The sequence below is a fragment of the Polynucleobacter sp. UK-FUSCHL-C3 genome, assembly GCF_040409815.1.
Lineage (GTDB): Bacteria > Pseudomonadota > Gammaproteobacteria > Burkholderiales > Burkholderiaceae > Polynucleobacter.
The window spans coordinates 1,448,120-1,466,046 of sequence record NZ_CP099959.1 but is presented as its reverse complement, the minus strand read 5'-3'; the positions used below and the strand labels follow the sequence as shown (position 1 = coordinate 1,466,046).

14 protein-coding genes are annotated in these 17,927 nt (G+C 46.2%); 9 read left to right on the top strand and 5 right to left on the bottom strand.

Translation table 11 applies throughout. The features are described from left to right. Genes NKE59_RS07410 through flhA form a run of 3 tightly spaced genes read right to left on the bottom strand, consistent with a single transcriptional unit; the run spans position 1 to position 4,438 of the window. On the bottom strand, positions 1-819 hold the full coding sequence (locus NKE59_RS07410; protein ID WP_353438341.1) for a hypothetical protein: 819 nt from the start codon (positions 817-819) through the stop codon (positions 1-3). Beyond that, positions 819-2,321 carry a flagellar biosynthesis protein FlhF gene (gene flhF, locus NKE59_RS07405; protein ID WP_353438340.1) on the bottom strand — a complete coding sequence of 501 codons (1,503 nt, stop codon included), beginning with the start codon at positions 2,319-2,321 and terminating at the stop codon, positions 819-821. Before flhF ends, NKE59_RS07410 begins: the two co-directional genes overlap by 1 nt. A 23-nt stretch (positions 2,322-2,344) precedes the next feature. Then, the gene (gene flhA, locus NKE59_RS07400; protein WP_353438339.1) at positions 2,345-4,438 is read right to left on the bottom strand and encodes a flagellar biosynthesis protein FlhA; all 2,094 of its coding nucleotides are present in this window, start codon (positions 4,436-4,438) and stop codon (positions 2,345-2,347) included. 317 nt (positions 4,439-4,755) lie between these two features. On the opposite strand from flhA, the gene fliD (NKE59_RS07395) reads away from it, so the two are divergent. Next, the gene (fliD, locus tag NKE59_RS07395; protein WP_353438338.1) at positions 4,756-8,436 is read left to right on the top strand and encodes a flagellar filament capping protein FliD; all 3,681 of its coding nucleotides are present in this window, start codon (positions 4,756-4,758) and stop codon (positions 8,434-8,436) included. Positions 8,437-8,571: 135 nt separating this feature from the next. On the opposite strand, the gene NKE59_RS07390 is transcribed toward fliD (NKE59_RS07395), so the two are convergent. Both NKE59_RS07390 and NKE59_RS07385 read right to left on the bottom strand, forming a co-directional pair. Beyond that, on the bottom strand, positions 8,572-9,318 hold the full coding sequence (locus NKE59_RS07390; protein ID WP_353438337.1) for a hypothetical protein: 747 nt from the start codon (positions 9,316-9,318) through the stop codon (positions 8,572-8,574). Positions 9,319-9,339: 21 nt separating this feature from the next. Then, positions 9,340-10,272 (bottom strand): lambda-exonuclease family protein, encoded by a 933-nt coding sequence (locus NKE59_RS07385; protein WP_353438336.1) that lies wholly within the window; start codon positions 10,270-10,272, stop codon positions 9,340-9,342. Between the two features lie 72 nt (positions 10,273-10,344). Between NKE59_RS07385 and NKE59_RS07380 the strand changes: the two genes are divergently transcribed. The 8 genes from NKE59_RS07380 (at position 10,345) to NKE59_RS07345 (ending at position 17,890) form a co-directional block, all read left to right on the top strand. After that, positions 10,345-10,578: a helix-turn-helix transcriptional regulator gene (locus tag NKE59_RS07380; RefSeq protein WP_353438335.1), complete on the top strand. Its 234-nt coding sequence runs from the start codon at positions 10,345-10,347 to the stop codon at positions 10,576-10,578. A gap of 106 nt (positions 10,579-10,684) precedes the next feature. Continuing rightward, the gene (locus NKE59_RS07375; RefSeq protein WP_353438334.1) at positions 10,685-11,719 is read left to right on the top strand and encodes a hypothetical protein; all 1,035 of its coding nucleotides are present in this window, start codon (positions 10,685-10,687) and stop codon (positions 11,717-11,719) included. Positions 11,720-11,971: 252 nt separating this feature from the next. Next, entirely contained in the window at positions 11,972-13,933 is a 1,962-nt protein-coding gene (locus tag NKE59_RS07370) for a flagellin (protein ID WP_353438333.1), read from the top strand. Positions 13,934-14,008: 75 nt separating this feature from the next. Then, positions 14,009-14,404, top strand: coding sequence for a flagellar protein FlaG (locus NKE59_RS07365; RefSeq protein ID WP_353438332.1), 396 nt, complete (start codon positions 14,009-14,011; stop codon positions 14,402-14,404). 101 nt (positions 14,405-14,505) lie between these two features. Beyond that, entirely contained in the window at positions 14,506-15,942 is a 1,437-nt protein-coding gene (gene fliD / locus NKE59_RS07360) for a flagellar filament capping protein FliD (protein WP_353438331.1), read from the top strand. A gap of 16 nt (positions 15,943-15,958) precedes the next feature. Beyond that, positions 15,959-16,399 (top strand): flagellar export chaperone FliS, encoded by a 441-nt coding sequence (gene fliS, locus NKE59_RS07355; protein WP_353438330.1) that lies wholly within the window; start codon positions 15,959-15,961, stop codon positions 16,397-16,399. Positions 16,400-16,562: 163 nt separating this feature from the next. Next, positions 16,563-17,597: a hypothetical protein gene (locus NKE59_RS07350; RefSeq protein ID WP_353438329.1), complete on the top strand. Its 1,035-nt coding sequence runs from the start codon at positions 16,563-16,565 to the stop codon at positions 17,595-17,597. Next, complete coding sequence (locus tag NKE59_RS07345; protein WP_353438328.1) at positions 17,594-17,890, top strand: EscU/YscU/HrcU family type III secretion system export apparatus switch protein; 297 nt, start codon at positions 17,594-17,596, stop codon at positions 17,888-17,890. The genes NKE59_RS07350 and NKE59_RS07345 overlap by 4 nt, the downstream gene beginning before the upstream one ends. Positions 17,891-17,927 lie beyond the last annotated feature (37 nt).

Sequence of the window (17,927 nt, the reverse complement as noted above, 5' to 3'; positions counted from 1 at the left end):
CTACGCAGTAATTTTTGCAGAAATCGTTTTAAAGAAATCCACTGGCAAGACAAACTCGCTGACAGGGCCTGCAACCGGTACACTAATCTCATTATCTTCCGGGTCAACCACAATCCGACTTGCCATAAACGCTTTCACCCAACCTGCAAAGTGCAAGGCTTGGCGCAGAGCCGATTGCGAAGCATCGGCTAGTTTCTGAAAAGCCGCTTGCCCCTCTTCTTCAGATGCCCCACCAATAATTAAGACCGGGTAACTTTCATCGCTTTGCAAGACCGACATCTCACGCACCATCGCTAAAGCACGGCTTAAGGACTTGTGATCGGGTGAGCTCACCACAAAGCGTTTGATCTGCTTGCCATAAAAAGACAGGACATTGGCATTGGGATCGTTGGTAGGAAGCAAGATGTAATCAATACTCAAGCCTGCATGTAAGAGGCGCTCATCAAGGGTGGGTAATTTGATTTGGCGTCGATCATTCTGGGACCGAATTTTGGCTGCGGTGGCATACCAAAAATGATCATCAATATTGCGCACCACTTTAAGTAGATCAACCCCATTACTAAACGCTTGGGCTAAGTCGTAGCGGGTGGGGTATAAAAACCCCGACATGGTTCTGCGCTCGGAGAGCCCAAACTCATCAACCAATAAAGTTTTGTGCCCAGCGTTCTTCAGTGCATGGGCAGTGCCATGGCCTAAATGAATGGTGGTATCGGCATCCAGAGCGCTTGCTAGGCAAACGACACAGCTAGACTCTGCCCCAAAAATAGTGCGCAGACCCTCTGCTTGATCAACCCCAGGTTGTGCAACGCTCTCAGCCATTAGGAGGTTTTGATCCAGTCACCTAAATTATTGGAGAAGATCGCTGGGATCTGCTCATCGCTGTAGGACAGATCATCGGAGAACGCCCGCGCTTGGATGGCGCGATGACTCAAGTAATCTAAATCCGGCAAACTTAAGTCTTCTGGGACACGTTGGCCATTGGAGATAAAGAGTAGGGGCATGTCATGCCGAATAATGCTATCGACCACTGGAGCAATATGCGCTGCTTCATCGATCTTGGTGATCACTGCCGCCTCAATCTTGCCTACCCCATTACTTTGGGCAGCTTGATTATGTAATTTGATGACCTCTTCTTGGGTACGCAAATCGGTGGTGGAGCTCATCACTAAGATTCGCACTGCGCTTTGGGAGCCATCTTGCAAGGTTTTGGATTGCTCAAGCATCAGAGTGTCGCGTTGGCTCACACCTGCGGTATCGAGCAACACAATTTTGCGACCCGAGAGCTCTTTTAACTTAGAAGAAAGATCCTCGCCATCACGGAGGGAGGTTACGGTTAATCCCAAGATCTTGGCAAAGACCTTGAGTTGCTCTTGCGCACCAATACGATAGGTATCGGTTGTGAGTAAGGTGACCTGATTGCGACCATAGCGCAAGACACAGCGTGCTGCAATTTTGGCTACCGTAGTGGTCTTACCAACCCCAGTAGGACCAATGAAAGCAAAGACGCCACCTTTATCAAACATAGCAAAGGCATCCACCGTTTTAACCATCTCTTTAATTTGATCGCGCGCACTTTGCAAGAGGGTTGAGAGATCAGAAGTCTCTGGCAGTTTGCGAGTAATGTCAGCACAGAGCTGTGGGGAGAACCCAGTATTAAGAAGATGCTTAATCACCTCAGTGAGGTGGGTTTTCTCTTGCTGTAAGTTACCCCAGAAGTTACCTGCCACATGCGACTGCAATAAGTTCTTTACTTCACTAATTTCAGTGAGGAGTTTCTCGACCCGTGGTGAGTTAGCTAACTCCGCAATGCTCTTGGGAGCCGCTGCTGACTCAGTATGGTTTCCATTGACTGGTTTTCTACGCGGTGCAATATCACTATCGCCATCTCCCACAAACCGGGCTTCACTGGCAGGCACTCGCTGGGAGGACTCAAAGAAGCTTGGTTTAAAGGTGTCGGAGTTTAGGCTGGTTGAGGAAATCTTCGGAAACTCTACCTTCTTAAAGCCACCCGTGTTTTCATTGGAGGCAAGGTTGACCGGTTTTGGGCTAGCACGACTGCCTAGGTCACGACCCAAGCGAGGATTGCTACTAAAGGTGGGTGCGATCTCCACTTCAGGATCGAGCTGCCGTGGACGACTTACTTTATTTGTGGGGTCAGCTGCCGAAGAAAGATTCGCTAAGTCTTCAGGGGTAATGGCAACAATCTCCACCCCATTTTTGGTATCGCTTGTCGACAAAATCATGGCGTCGGCACCCATCTCCAGACGCACCTTTTTTAAGGCTTCTGCAGTATTTAAGGCGGTAAATTTTTGGGGACCCATATGAACTCCGTTATACAGGGATTTTAGTTGGTTTGGCCTGCCTGACTACATATTACTCGGTAAAAGCTCAGGTTGGCGCTGGGAGGGAGTTCGCCCAAGGCCAGAACGATTGCTTGGGGGCAAACCCGCTTGGCAATCTTGGCAAAGGTCATGCGGGTACGGGTCCCACTCACAATCACAGGGGGTAAATTATTGGCTTCCATCTCTTGCACGCCCTTAATGACCTCTTCGCCAAAAAGACGTGCGAGAGACGGCTCAATTACGCCATCGGGCGCCACCGCGCCAGCACCGATCGATTGCTCAATTAAGCGCTCAAACTCGGGTTGAATTCCTAAGACCTGGAAGCTTGGGCCTTCGCCCAAGGTCTCTTGCACAATCGTGCGCCGTAGAGCGTAGCGAATGAAAGGCATCACCTCGATCGGGTTACTCAATTTGTCAGGATGCTCGCTAGCGACTTCAATAATCGTGCGCAAATCTTTGATCGGCACATCCTCATCAAGGAGCATTTGCAAGATACGCTGCAAGTTAGCAACACTCACCACCTTCGGAATCACATCTTCTACCAACTTCGGATAGCTCATCTTGAAGTGATCTAAGAGATCTTGGGTTTCTTGACGACCAAGTAACTCGCTGGAGTGTTGACGAATCAAATGATCCAGGTGAGTCGCTAAAACCACTGCTGGTTCCACCACGGTGCAGCCCTTGGTAATCGCATCATCGCGTTGATTGCGTTCAATCCACACCGCTGGCATACCAAAGGTTGGATCCTTCACAGCAATACCACTAATCACTTCGGTGCCCGCAGGCTGAATCGCCAAGAGGCGATCGGGTAAGCATTGACCACGACCTACTTCAGCACCGTAGAGTAAGACCCGGTAGTTCTCAGCAGGCAGTTGTAAGTTATCCCGAATGTGTACAGAAGGAATTAAGAAACCCACTTCACTCACAAACTTACGTCGTATAGCCTTAATGCGTTTGATAAGATCGCTCTCATCACCGCGATCCACCAGCGGTATTAAACGGTAGGCCAACTCCAAACAGAGTGGCTCCACAATCGGCACGTCTTTCCACTCCAACTCTTCACTACCGGTGGGCGCTGCCTTGGCGGCGACTGCCGCCGCCGCTTCTTTCTTGATGGTGTTTTGATGCGCGAGATACGCGAGCCCTCCAAATAGGATCGCAAAGGCGATAAAGATAAAGTGGGGCATGCCAGGGATCACACCCAGCACACCGAGTACGCCAGCAACCACCGCTAGCGCATTGCTATTAGCCTGAAACTGTTTGGATACCTGACCCGAGAAATCATCTTCGGTCGCAACGCGCGTTACCAAGATACCGGCAGCAGTCGAGATGATGAGTGCAGGAATCTGTGCCACCAAGCCATCACCAATGGTGAGCGAAGCAAATACTGAGAGGGCTTTGCCAAAGGCCATGTCGTGTTGGAGTACACCAACCATGACACCGCCAACGAGGTTGATTACCAAAATCATGATGCCGGCAATCGCGTCCCCGCGCACAAACTTCGAAGCACCGTCCATGGAACCAAAGAAATCTGCTTCTTGCGCTACATCCGCACGCCGTGCCTTCGCTTCGCTTTGCTGAATAATTCCTGCATTCAGATCCGCATCAATTGCCATTTGCTTACCAGGCATCGAGTCCAAAGCAAAACGGGCGGATACTTCAGCCACACGTCCAGAGCCTTTGGTGATCACGACAAAGTTAATGATGGTGATCACAATAAAGATCACGATACCAACAGCAAAGTTGCCACCAATTAAGAACACACCAAAGGCTTCGATCACCTTACCGGCTGCATCAGTACCTTCGTGACCATCCATCAAGACCACGCGGGTTGATGCGACGTTTAACGATAAGCGTAAGAGGGTGGTGAGCAGTAGAACCGTTGGGAAGGCAACGAAGTCTTTAAAGGTCTTGATATTGATCGCCGTAAACAGAACGATGATCGATAAGGCAATATTGAAGGTAAAGAGAACGTCTAACAAAACAGCTGGTAACGGCACCAGCATCATGACTAATACGAGTAAAACGAGGATGGGTATAGCGCCCTGGGCAGATGGACTTGGTAGCTTTGCTGTTTCTATACCCAATATATTCATAAAATATAGGTATTAACCCTTAAATTAATCAATAAATAGACCCAAAAAACTAAAAAAAGTACTAAATCTAGCAATAAATGCAAAATTTGCCCTAAATATACCCATATGCCGGCAAAATGTAAACAACTTAGGCAATAATTGCCGACAAGATGGTGATTTTGTTAGGGAAATTGCTAAGTAAAAGGGTTTAGAGCCCTATTTTCCCCTGAAAAAAGACGATTAAGCCCCCGTCTCAATTAAGCCGTTAGCAGTTATGGAGAAGTGCTCTTAAAAAATAGAGCATTTCATGACGAACAGCATTAGGAATTTCAAAAAACGTGGCTATTTCATCCATTGGTTCCGCATTTGGAAGTGGTACATCGACCGCAGCAGTCGATGTGGCTGACATCGTCTCGCGTTTAATGAGTGCTGAGAACCGCCCGCTCGATGCCATCAATCAAAAGATTGCATCAAAGGAGTTGGTGATTAGCGAGTTGGGGACGATTAAGACAAAGGCAGCGACATTACTCGATGCCGTTAAGGTATTTGAGAACCCCAATACCTATATCAATACGAGTGCAACAAGCGATAACACCAAGGTACTTAACGTAAGCGCGAGTAACACCGCATCCGTTGGAAGTTATGTAGTTAATGTTAGCCAAGTGGCACAACGATCGCTTTACAACATCACGGGGTTTGCAAGTGCTACTGATCTATTGCGAACCACTTCGAACAATGGTTTTCAGATGACCGTTGGAAGCACCATCTACAGCAGTAATGGCAGCAAGACTGTGAACGGAACCACAACGGCAAATGCGATTACTGCGATTGGGACGAGCCCCACCGCAGAGTCACTGAAAAATTGGATTAATGATTTGCGCTCGGTCACGCAAGTATCCGCAACCTTGGCTCAGATGGATAATAACCAATGGACCTTATTTATTAGCGGTGATAACGAAGGTGCTAATTACGACTTTAGTATTACCGGCTTACAAACGGATTTGGTGATCAGCGGCTTTGATAGCGAGAACGATGTACTTAGTCTGGATGCAACCAACGGCTTTCAGTTAACCCACGATGGCATTACCTATAAAACGCGTGGAGCAGGAGCGAACGTCAGCGCAATTACTGGAACAGGAAGTAATGGCGCCATTTTGTTAAAAGACATCAAGACTTGGATAGAAAATCTCTCTAGCACTTCGAATCTCAACCTAATACCGAGCATTGAGTTAAACGGAGACCTTCTGATAGCCCAAGGCACTGGCAATGGCTCAGTGATTAATGTGAGTGGGATCAATGCAAGCGTTACATCCGTTAACAGTGATCCACTGCCACTCATTGCAAGTACGCAACGCCAGCGTACTGAAAGTGCGCTCTTTACATTCTCAAATTTAAAGACGGGTGATAGTCTCACCATCGCTGGGCTTACCATGACTGCTAAACAAGATTTAACGAGTAGTCAAGCGGCGACTGCCTTCAATACCATGCGTGATGGTGTGTTACCCAATATCGTCAGTAGTTTGGTGGATGGTAATAGGTCTGATGCAGTAACCGGTCAAGCAACGATTGAGATTAGTAACGTGGTTTTACCAACTGCCTACGGTACCTATAAGTTAACAAGCTTGGGATCTGTTTTAACAATGACCAAATATGTTGATAATGTGGCGACAAACTCTTCATCCATTCAAATTATTACAAGCGGAACAAGTAATTCGGGTGCAAACCCGCCAACGGTTCTATTTCAGAGTGCTCTCAACGGCCAAACTAATTTAAGTTTTGGCGCCTTGGGTTCCTTTCGAGTAAACACAGTTCTAGCAGCCACATCAGCCGAGACGGCTACCGAGATTGCGAGCAAGATCCTAAATGCCATTGACTCGGCAGGTCAGGTTACAGCGAATGCATGGGTATCCGTACCGAATGCCGATTGGGCGAATACCGCAAAGACAAACCTGAGTGCAACCGATGCCACGGTCATGAAAGCGGTTATTACCACCACAGGTAATACCTTAATCCGCATTGCCGCTAGCACCACCGCATCACTTGGAGCAGTAACTGGATATACAGGCTTAACTGGAATGGATGATGGTTTGGTAACCGAGATGGCGTTTATAGGGACGGCAGCACAACTGAGTGCTGCTCTTAAAACTCTGGAGGCTAAAAGTCCTGATGGACTTGGCAAGGTCGCAGTCCATATTGTTCCATCTAATATATCGGTGCGTGTGGATTCGGTAACAGGGGGGATTTCATACTATAAGGCAGTTACTTCAGTCGCAACGTGGACCAATGCTAGAACAATTGCAAAGTCAAGTACTCATCAAATTACAACAGTAAACGGTACGTTAACGGGTTACTTGAGTAATGTCACAAGCGCTGCGGAAACGGCATTTCTTGCAGCAAAACTACCTGCAGGAAATAGAGATTATTGGATTGGGGGAAGTGATTTGACATTAGAGGGCACTTGGCGATGGGCGGATGGACCAGAGGCTAATCAAGTTATTAGTTATTCTAATTGGGCCTCAGGTCAGCCAAATAATAGAAGTAATGAAGACTTCGCAGAGATTAATGGAAGCGCCTATAGCTCTAAATGGAATGACGATCGCGCCGCTAACACTGGAAACTTCTATGTTGAATACAACGTAGCTGCTAACTCGACCTTACTTCGACGAGAATTGAGTCTTCCCTCGCCAGGCGTTGTGATTATTTCTAATAATACTGATCCTAATGTCGTTAGCGCCCTCAATTATGCGAACTTTAGTGGCGCAGTATCAGGCTACACCACCGGGATTAATGGAAGTCAATTAACTTTTACCTCAACACAGCTATTGACTGATATTTCACCAAACATCGCTTACTCGTTTACGCCTGCTTCTGGATCATCGACCAATTTTGCTGCACCCGTGATTACCGAAGGGGGTGACTATGCACTAGCCACTGCGCTTCTTGCGCTTCCGACCCACGGATTAAATCAGGGTGATTCGGTCACCGTTGGCGGTCTTCGCTTCACTGCAAGTAGGGCTGCAAGCTCGGCAGAAATTGCAAGCGCCTTTGCGAATTTAGCCAATGGCGCAAGTACTGGATCTGGCACTGCGTATGGAAGCTATTCGGGTGCAATATCGGGATTTAGCTCTGGCGCTGTAGTTAATACCAATCAAGTTCTATTTACACAAATTGATTCTGGGACTGCAAACTCAATTGCCTCATTAGCAAATATTGCCTCCAGCACAAATATCGCTTTAGTAATTGCGGGCACAGGTCTAACGGTTGATAAGTTCACAACCGCACAAGATGCCACATTCACTGTTGACGATAAGTCCTATACCAAAACGACCAACACGGTTGGGGATGTAATCTCTGGATTAACGCTGCAGCTGACTGGTGATGCTGGCATTGCCAATGTGAGCGTTGTCTTGGGTGAAGATAAGTCTGAAGTCAGCATTAAGAGCTTTATGACTGCCTATAACGATCTCATCAAAGCAACTAATACGATGAACGCGAATTCTGCAAACTCTGATAAGCCCGGGACCTTTGCCAATAGCCCAACAAGCCTCTCATTTATTTCGGATATCAAACGCAAGGTTGCCGATGGCGCTACCTACAATATCGGTAAGACCGATTCCGCAGGACGCCCATACACCATGAGCCTCTCATCGCTTGGTTTGGATTATCAGTTAGATGGAACTCTTTCATACAGCGCTACTAGCCTAGCATCAGCAAAATCCCAAGGCCTGCGCGACAAGCTACTTAGTGGCTTACGCATTGGCTACTCCAGCAGTACCGATAATCTTGCCGATCTATTAAAGTCTCAAATGAGCTCCATTGGGGTGCTCACCAATCAAACCTCCTCAGGCGCAGAATCACTTTCCAGTCTTAATAAAGAAAAGGATCGATTGGAAGAAAGGCTTAATAAGATACAGGCGGGCTATATCGCTCAATACTCTAATCTTAATAAACTCTTATTTCAGCTCAATTCGACTAGTCAAAGTCTCACAAGTGCCCTAGATGGCTTAAAAAATGCATAACGCTCAGAGTACTTGAGGCTAAAAGAACGCGAATGGATAGGCTGACACAGATGTAATTTGCTTTGATGTTTTTCAATCATCGTTCTTTGCAGTGTGTTCAGTCAGCAACTGGGTTGTACGTTACTTACCTAAGGATTAAGTGATCGCCAACCTGACACATTGTTGCAGTGCTCTGTGGCGCAGAATTCGTCTAGGCATCTTTTGCCAGATCGCCGTTTCACCCTTCACTTCAATATAGTATTCCCGCACTGTAGTTGGCACTTCACGATCCTTGCGATAGATCGAGCATTCAATCCATTCGGGTACACCATCAATCAGAGTATTTGCTTGATTAAATAAGAGGCCATTAAATTGCGGGTGTTGGTTAAGAAGTTTTGCACACCCTTCAATCGTGATGAAAACGTGCCACTGACCATCTTCATATTGCGCTAAGCTAATTTCTTCTAATAGGGGATCTAAGTACAGGTTTTGCATCATGCGGAATAGGGTCAAAATTGTTTTAGCAGGCACGTCAATTTGTAAATCGACCCACGCTTTAAGTTCTGCCTCATCAACACCGAGCCCAGTAGCCGCTTTAGTTAATTCCTTTTTAATTAGGCCATGAAAGAGCTCAATCGATTGGGGAAGGGATGATTGTGTAATATTCACCCCACCACCTGCATCCTGATGGTTCTCCTCAGTATTAAAAAGAATGACTTTGGTATTCCCTATTGGCTCAACGGTTTGTGCTGCGCCAGCAATCAGATCCTCTTGGATACTTTGTATGGTCGGCAGTAAGGATTTGTCATCCACAGCATCAACACCATTTTGCTTTTCCAAAATCCTTTTTAAAGCCTGGGCGCGTTTATTCGATGTTGCTGTTTTCTCGAAAGAGTTTTTCATGATGGATCTCCTAATAAGGAATTAGTTGGCATGCTTGATGACTAAGCGCCTGCTGTTTTGCACAGCGGTCTTATAGTTAGTCGCAATCTCCGGATGATCAAGCTCTAATCGTTTGCTATCTAAGCGAAAAGAGGGTTTGGGTGCCTTCCAGGTGGCAAGGACTTTGCCTTCATAGGTGAGAGTCTCAGCCTCACCCATTTGGCTCATGATGCTTTGCTTAATTGTGGAGATCTCTTCTTCTCGCATGTCGATCTCGTTATGGAGTAATTGCAGTCGCTGAGCTAGAGCCCATGTTTCTGTTTTAGCTTCTATAGTCTTTGCTGGATCACCCTTACTAAATAGAGCTTGGCAGTCGGCCTCGCTTTGGGCTGGAGGAGGAATATCTTTTGCGACACACTCACTCCAAAATAGATTCGCCTTTTGCAAGACGGTGCTTTCCAACTCTAGGTCTCGCGTAATTTCGTAAATCCGAAAGTCGCTATTACCAAAAAGGACAGCAAGATCGACTTTATCAATGTTAGTAATGGCCATGTACCAAATCGATTGGCAGAGATAGCTGAGCGGCACTTCATCGGACCCCGCCTCTCCCCAATCGGATGATGCAAAGGGATTGGCTGTTTTGCATTCCAAAATTCGCCTTGGAGTGGGGGAGTCATGTTCTAAAACGTAGCGGTCAATATGAGCACTCATAAAAGAGTAATCAGGATGGATGTGAATGGATTCGTCATGAATCAGATCAAAACCAGTCGCGCGGGAGTATTCTGATGCAACAAACTCTTCGGCAAAAGAGCCAAAGCGCAGCGGCAGGGAATCCAACTTCTTTACTTCTTTACCGGTCTTTTCCATCCATACCTCTAAGGGAGAACGAAAGCGAGAAAGGCCCAAAATGGCGCCAATATCGCTGCCACCTATATATTTAGTGCGATCTACGCTAAAATCATGATTAATATGCATTTTTTTATCCTTTATAAACAATATTAAGTTCTTTTAATAGAACAATATATCCTATTATAGTAAGAAATTATTTTGATTACAAGTGGTCAAATTAAAGCTGCCAGAGCGCTTGTTGGAATGACTGCCACAAGGTTGGCGGAGCTTTCAGGGGTTGCTTACACAACTGTAGTAAGGATGGAATCTTCTGATGGAATTCCTTCGGGGCAAGTTAAAACTTTGGATGCTGTTCAGAAGGTTTTGGAAGAGGCCGGCATTGAATTCATCGGCACACCCGAAAGCGGGGCGGGTGTTCGGTGGAAAACCTAGTTTTTGCGAAACGAACTATATTTTTTGTAATCAATTCAATGAACTAGCATTTTTATAACAGCAAACTTTCTATAAAAGTGACTTTAAGGGGTCCTAAGGAGGGTGTATGAAGCAGGCAAAACGATCTGGCGGACCAAAAACCCTTCAGGGTAAGGCTCGATCCTCCAAGAATGCAACCTCTCATGGGCTTACTTCCGTGGCGCCTAGTAATTCAAACGAAAAGGCTTTAGTGGACTCCTATTCAAAGGAGCTCATTGAGTACTACAAGCCAGAGTCACCTTTAGAGCAATTACAAATCCAGCGAATTGCAACTTGCCGAGCCAAATTAGCTTACTTATACGACCTTGAACAGGTCAAGCTTTCTTTGGCGGCAAAGGAGTTAGAGTCGCAACCCGAAAAGATTTTGGAAAAGATTCCTGGCGCTACCGGTCTGGCGATGGGAATGGCAAAAGAGTTTATTACGAGCGGAGAGATTCATTTGCCGTGCCGCCTTGACCTGCCATTGCTTGAAGCCATTTGCGTTGAAATCGATTCAATGCATGGTGCCATAGAGAATAAGCACCAATTTGCAAGGGCCTTGCCGTGCCTCACTAAATACCTTAACAGCTATCCAGTAGTGGGTCTAAATAACACCAGTCAGTGGATGGAAAAGTTAGTGGCAGTCAGTGAAGATCTCAAGATGGCTGATGAGATGGGTGAAAGGCATCCAGGAAGGCTTGATGAGGTCTTAAGGGGCTACCTGCTGGGTAAGGAATACGAAGCTTTTTTGGAAAAAGAAGCAGCAAAGCCCGAAATGGATGAATTGGAAAGGTACCAAGAGGAGCGACGCATTGCACGCGGGCAGAAACCCAAAATAGTAGAGTCGCCACCAAAGGTAGATCCAGATGCCATTACAGATATAGATGTTATTAAAGAGTATCTAGAGGAATTTCTCGATCTATATGAAAGCTATCAAAAAACTCAGGAAATTGTAGTTCAATATGAGGCAATTAAGGATTTGATGCTTCGAGCCCTAAGCCTGCCAGTAGCCGAGTCAGATCTTTTAATGCGCTATCAAACCACCTTGGAGCGTAGATTGTCTTCGGCCATCGGCGAACTCTTAGCCTTGCAGCGGGCCAAAAAGCCCGAATTGGGCACTTAAAAGGCTAAAACCACCCCCATCCCAACCTATAGATTGGCTAATGGGAAAGATTTTTGCTGTCAAAGCAGGGCAAAACATAGCGCTGGACTATATAAAAAATCAATAAAAACATGAAGTTATGGATATTCATGCCATAGCCTATGGAATAGAACCAAATTGTTCTAAACAATCTGCCAAAGGCTGCCGTTAATACACATACCAGGGCGAAAACCATGTTGGTTAGTCCTTAAACGGTTTCAATAGGAGAAAAAAATGCCTACAGTTATAAATACCAACTTGGCTTCATTGTTTGCCCAAAATAGCCTTTCAAGTGCTCAAAACAATCTTGCGCAGTCCGTACAGCGCTTATCGTCTGGCTTGCGCATTAATAGCGCCAAAGACGACGCAGCAGGCCTGTCGATCTCGCAGAATATGCAATCTCAAATTAACGGTACGAACCAATCGATTCGTAACTTAAGCGATGCAACCAACTTATTGCAAGTTGCTGATTCTTCATTGGCAACGGTGCAAGACATGATTCTTCGCCTAAAGCAATTAGCTACTCAAGGTTACGACGGTTCTTTGTCAACGAGCCAAAAGCTGAACATTGTTCAGGAAATGAAAGACCTCAATACTGAGATCAATACAACTGCTGCTCGTACGGCTTTTAATGGTATTAACTTACTATCAAGCGGTTCAAGTAACGACTTGGTGAACTCTGATATTCAGGTTGGTAATTCATTGACTAGTACAGCAACGGCAGTCACACTTACGGGTGCTGGACAAACTGGTCTTTACGCTACTGGAGGTGCAAACGCATCGACCGGTTTAGGCGATACTCTTCAAACTGGTGGTACTAATTCGACTTTCGCAATTACGTTAGACCCGGCTCTTTCAAAGATTAACCCTGGTACTTATACACTTAGCGCCGTTGGTAACGCGCTAACATTAACTGGTTCTTTTAATGGAAATGCCCAATCTCAGACTGTTACGGTTGCCGATGTAATTGGTGATGCTACAAATCCAAGAACTGTTAACCAGTCATTGAATTTCAGTAATTTTGGCATCAACATTAACTTAGCAACTACTGTTGCTACTGGTGTTACACAAACAGGCGCAAACATGGCTGCTAAGTTTGCTGAAGTTGGTGTTCGCAATACGCTGACAGTAGCTGGTAGCAATACAGAGATCAGTGATATCCGTTTGTCTGGTGTTGCAGCTGGTACATATACTTTAAGTGCTACTAATGGTATTCAAAACGGCGGTTCAATCCCTGCTGCAACCATTGCGAATGCTGTAGCGGGAACTTACACTATTAAGTTGACTGGTGGTACTGGCACAGGCGCCCAAGCGGTTGTAACGGTAACGGGGGCTGCAGCTGGTACGGTTTCAATTTCTGGCGGTTCTGGCTACACAGTAGGTGACGTATTAACTGCTGCTACAGGTCAACTGGGTTCTTCAACATCTACTATAACTCTTGCTGCATTAGTAGCTGCTAACATGAGCAACTCAACTGGAACTACTGGTCAGGTCTTCTTGGATGGCACAGTAAATGGTGTTACAACAAAGCAAGCCTTGACTTTGGCAACTGGTGCAGCGCAGTCAACACAAACATTGAATTTCTCATCTTTTGGTATTGCGATTGACCTGAAATCTAACCAATCTGGCCAATCTGGAACTCAGTTAGCAGGTTTGTTAACAGGCTCAAACTTTGGTGGCAATACTGCTGGTCAAGTTATCGTTTCACAGGGTGCAAACTCAGCCTTGAAATTCCAGAGCGGTGCTAATTCAGATGCTTTCATTCAGATCGATACTTTGAACGTGCAAACAGGTACTACTGGTACTTACGCTGGTTCATCGTCTGAAATGACTACTTTGGGTCGTCGTATTTCAACTGCTGGTGCAGGTAACCTGGCTGCACTTGGTATAAATGACACAATTGAGACATGGCAGACAGCATTTAAGAACGCTGCAGCGGCTGTAGATAACGCTCTTGAGTTTATTTCTACAAAGCGTGCTACGTATGGCTCACAGATGAATCGCTTAAGCTACGTTTCTACCAACTTGCAAACTCAGAGTACCAACTTGCAGAACTCACGTTCTAGCATTATTGATACCGACTTTGCTGCAGAAACTGCCCGCTTAACCAAGGGTCAGATCATGCAGCAGGCTGCAACCGCGATGTTGGCGCAAGCGAACCAGATGCCCAACGTGATCTTGTCATTGTTGAAGTAATTTAGAAGGGATGCGTTAAAGCCTAAGGTGAATGTATTCACCCTAGGCTTTAGTCGATAGTAATAGGAGAGAAAAATGAGCACAGTTAACGTAAGTAATTCGGCTACTAGCTCTGGAGCAATGCAATCCGGCGGAGCAGTACCACAGCCCGTTGTTCAGCAACCAGTTCGGACCGATGCCGAGGTGGTCGCACTCGTCGCTAATACGGTGATTAAGCCATCTAATATAGATGCGACGAGTCAGCCCTCGCGTGAGGTGGTGGCAAAAGCTGCAGCCGATATCCAGCAATTTGTGCAGTCGATGGGCCGTAACTTGAGTTTTTCAGTGGACGAAATATCGGGTTATCACGTGGTTCGGGTAGTTAACCCCAGCACCGGTGAACTGGTTCGCCAGTTACCATCTGAAGAGCTCCTCAAGATCGCTCGGGACTTTGAGCGCTTAAATAACGTATTGGTTAGTCAAAGAGCCTAAATATTACGTGCCAATTAACAAGATTGGCACGTAATTTGCATAAGATCAGTATCAGTACCCCCTTGTATTGATATTTATCTTTTTAAATAGCGAACCCTAAAATGGCTGTTTCCTCAACTAGTTCAAATTCCTCGGTCGGCACGTCTTCCATTGATGTGGCTACAATCGTTGAGCAGTTGATGACGGTTGAGAATAAACCGCTAGATAAGATTAAATCTCAGATCGAGCAAAAGAAGCTCGTCATTAGTGATCTGGGAACGATTAAAAGTAAAGTAGCTACCTTTCAAGATGCGCTGACTGTATTTCAGACGCCTTCTACCTTTAATAATTCTGCAGCGAGCAGTTCCGACTCAACAGTGATATCTGCTACCGCTAGTAATGGAGCCATCAAGGGCAACCATTCGGTAACGGTGAATAGTCTAGCAACGGCTACCCGCAATACCGTGAGTGGTTATACCTCCAGTACCGCCTCTGCTACGGTGGATGCGACGAACGGTTTTGCTATTACCGTGGCAGGCACTACCTACAACACCAATGGTAATAAAACCGTGAGTGGGGTCGTGACAGCTAATGCGGTTACTGTCCTGGGTGCTAGCCCAAGTATTACGGATCTCAAGAACTGGATTAATGGTTTAGGAGTGAATGTGAGTGCTAGCGTGGTAGAGACCACTGGAAGTTCCAATTGGGCCCTAATGATCCAAGGAACGCAAACCGGCACTACAAATGCTATTAGCTTTACAGGGCTTACCGGCTTAACCGGAGCCACACCTGCACTAACAAATACACCAGTTGCTGCGGCTGCCAACGCCTCATTTATTGTTAATGGCACCACCTTCTCCCGCACTAGTAATACGGTGACGGATGTGATTGATGGCCTTACTCTGAGCTTGAATAAAGCCTCAGTAACGGCTCAAACAATTAGTGTAACCAAGGGTGCTGATATTTCTAGTGAAGCAATTAATACATTGATTGCGGCTTATAACGATGTGATGAGCACCCATAAGTCTATGACTGCCAATAGTGCGAATTCGGATAAGCCTGGTAATTTTGCAAATTCACCCTCTACCTTATCGTTTATTAATCAGATTAAAGATAGTTTTGCTAAGGGAATCTCATACACCTCCAATGGCACCTTAACGACCATGAGCTTAAGTACCTTAGGGATTGATCTGCAATTGGATGGCACTGCTAAATTTAATTCTGCTTCGTTTACAACGGCAAGTGCTGCAGGTCTGCGGGACACCTTGGCCTTGGGAGTGACCATGGGCTATGTGAGTAGCACGAGTAATCTCAATACGTTCTTAACTTCACAAGTGAAGGCAGGCGGGGCTTTGAGTAGTCAAATTACTTCTGAAACAACTGCAATGCAAGACCTTACGAAACGTAAAGATAATTTACAGATTCGTTTGAACTCCATTCAAAATAATTTGATTTCTCAATACTCAGCATTGAACGCCTTACTTTTCCAGCTCAGCTCCACCAGTAACTCGCTGACAAGCGCACTGGATGCTTTAACCAATAGTCAGAAAAATAACTAATTAATAAGGAATCATCATGGGCTCAAAATCTGCTCTTGCGTACGCAGCCAATAGTATTGAAACCGGAGTTGTTTCTGCTAATTCCTCTCAGTTGATTGTGTTGGTCTATGAGCGCCTATTTGATCACCTCAAGATCGGCAAGAAAGAGCTCGAGAATGGCCGCTATGGAATTGAGTCTTTTACCAAAGCACATGACCTGATTCAACAGGGCTTGGTAGCCTGTATTGATTACAAAGAGGGCGGCGATATTGCCCAAAGCCTCGGCGCCATTTATGAGTGGTCCCTACGCGAGATCATCAGTGCTCGAGTGACCAAGTCACCCGAGAAGATCCAAGAAGTATTAGATGTTCTAACCCCCCTCTATGAAGCTTGGGTGAACCTAGCTCCTAAAGAGCCTGTACCGGTTTTGCAGACCGTAAGCTCCAGTAATCCCGCACGAGTTGCTGCGGCTTATTAAAGACTCTACCTTGTTGTCTGGGCTTTAAGGCCTAGGGTCCTCAGGCTTGGTGAACAATGCTTTCTGATTGGCATTACCTAAATGGCTAATTTAGCCGTAATATAGAGGTATGCGCCAGTTTGACCGAGTGCGCAGGGAGTTACGGATTGATTAGGGGGTTAGGGTGGCAATACAGATACCGACCACTGGCATACCAGCAAACCCAATTGTGGAGTTTCACCGCAATGATTTGGTGAATCCACCTGCTGCCCCATCCGTCGTTGAAAACCTCAAAGCAATTGATCCTCGTGTAGCGCTCAATATGACCTTGCCGGTCAATGATGCCAATCCAAGTGTGACCCTTCACAATGCCATGCAAGCAGCCATGCTTAAGGGCAGTCAATTGGCTGAGCCTGAGGTTAATCAAGCAGTACTTCTAGAGCTCTCTAAGTCCCAAACTAAATTAGACCCCGCTACAGCAGCTGTGATTGCAGATGCAAAATCAACCGTATCCCCAAGCCTTAGCCGACTCGATAATTTGGGAAGCGCTGCCTTGGGGCAATTACTCTCCAATATCTTGGAAGCGGATGATGTTGATCCTAATCTGGCTTTAAAGAACAAGACCAATACCGCAGTGGTGGCATGGCCATCAGGTGATCAAAATGTGCCGCTCGCAAGCGATCCACGCGCTGCCATGAACATCTTGTATCAAAATCTACAAAACTCTGGCATCTTTGCCGGTGAGCAGATTAAGAAACTCTTAATGCCTGCAGCACTCTCGATCGCAGAAGAGGCCGAGCCTCATGTTGATGGTAATGTTAGCCAACAGGCAAGTACGCTCCTCGCGCAATTAAATGCAGATACACCGCAAGTACGCGATGCGGTCAAGTTACTGCTGCGGGGCGATCTTGCTTGGCAAGGATTACTCTTACCGAATCTCTATGTTGTATTTAAGCGTGAGGATGCGTGGCAGCAAAGTACAGAAGATCCTGGCCAAGTGATGAAGGGTGCACGCATCACCATGGAAGTTGAACTACCTCATTTGGGTAAGTTAAAAGTGGTTGGTACTCAGTTTGGTGAGAGCGTTAATCTCACGATTGAGACCTCAGCCCAAACCAAATCGATTCTCACAGAACGGTTAACGGATCTACAAGATCAAATCAGTCAACACGTTAAAGTAGAAACGCATGTAGCCATCAGTGATGGGGTCGCACCATGACACCCAATAGCCCCAATAAAGTACTCAAGGCTGTTGCTCTCAAGTATGAGCTTAACGGCGCAGCCCCACGAGTTACCGGTCAAGGTGAGGGCTATGTGGCTGAAGCAATCCTAGCGAAGGCTAAAGAGTTTGGTATACCAACGCGTAATGAGCCAGAGCTTGTGGAGTTCTTAATGCAACTCAAACTCAATGATGTTGTGCCCCCCGATTTGTATGCTGCCGTTGCAGAAGTGCTAGCATGGGCCTATGAGATTGATGGCAAGACTGTGCCGGAGCCGCCTAAGGCTAATTGATCAGGCTTCATTTACTCCATTAGGCGCAACGCCTGTT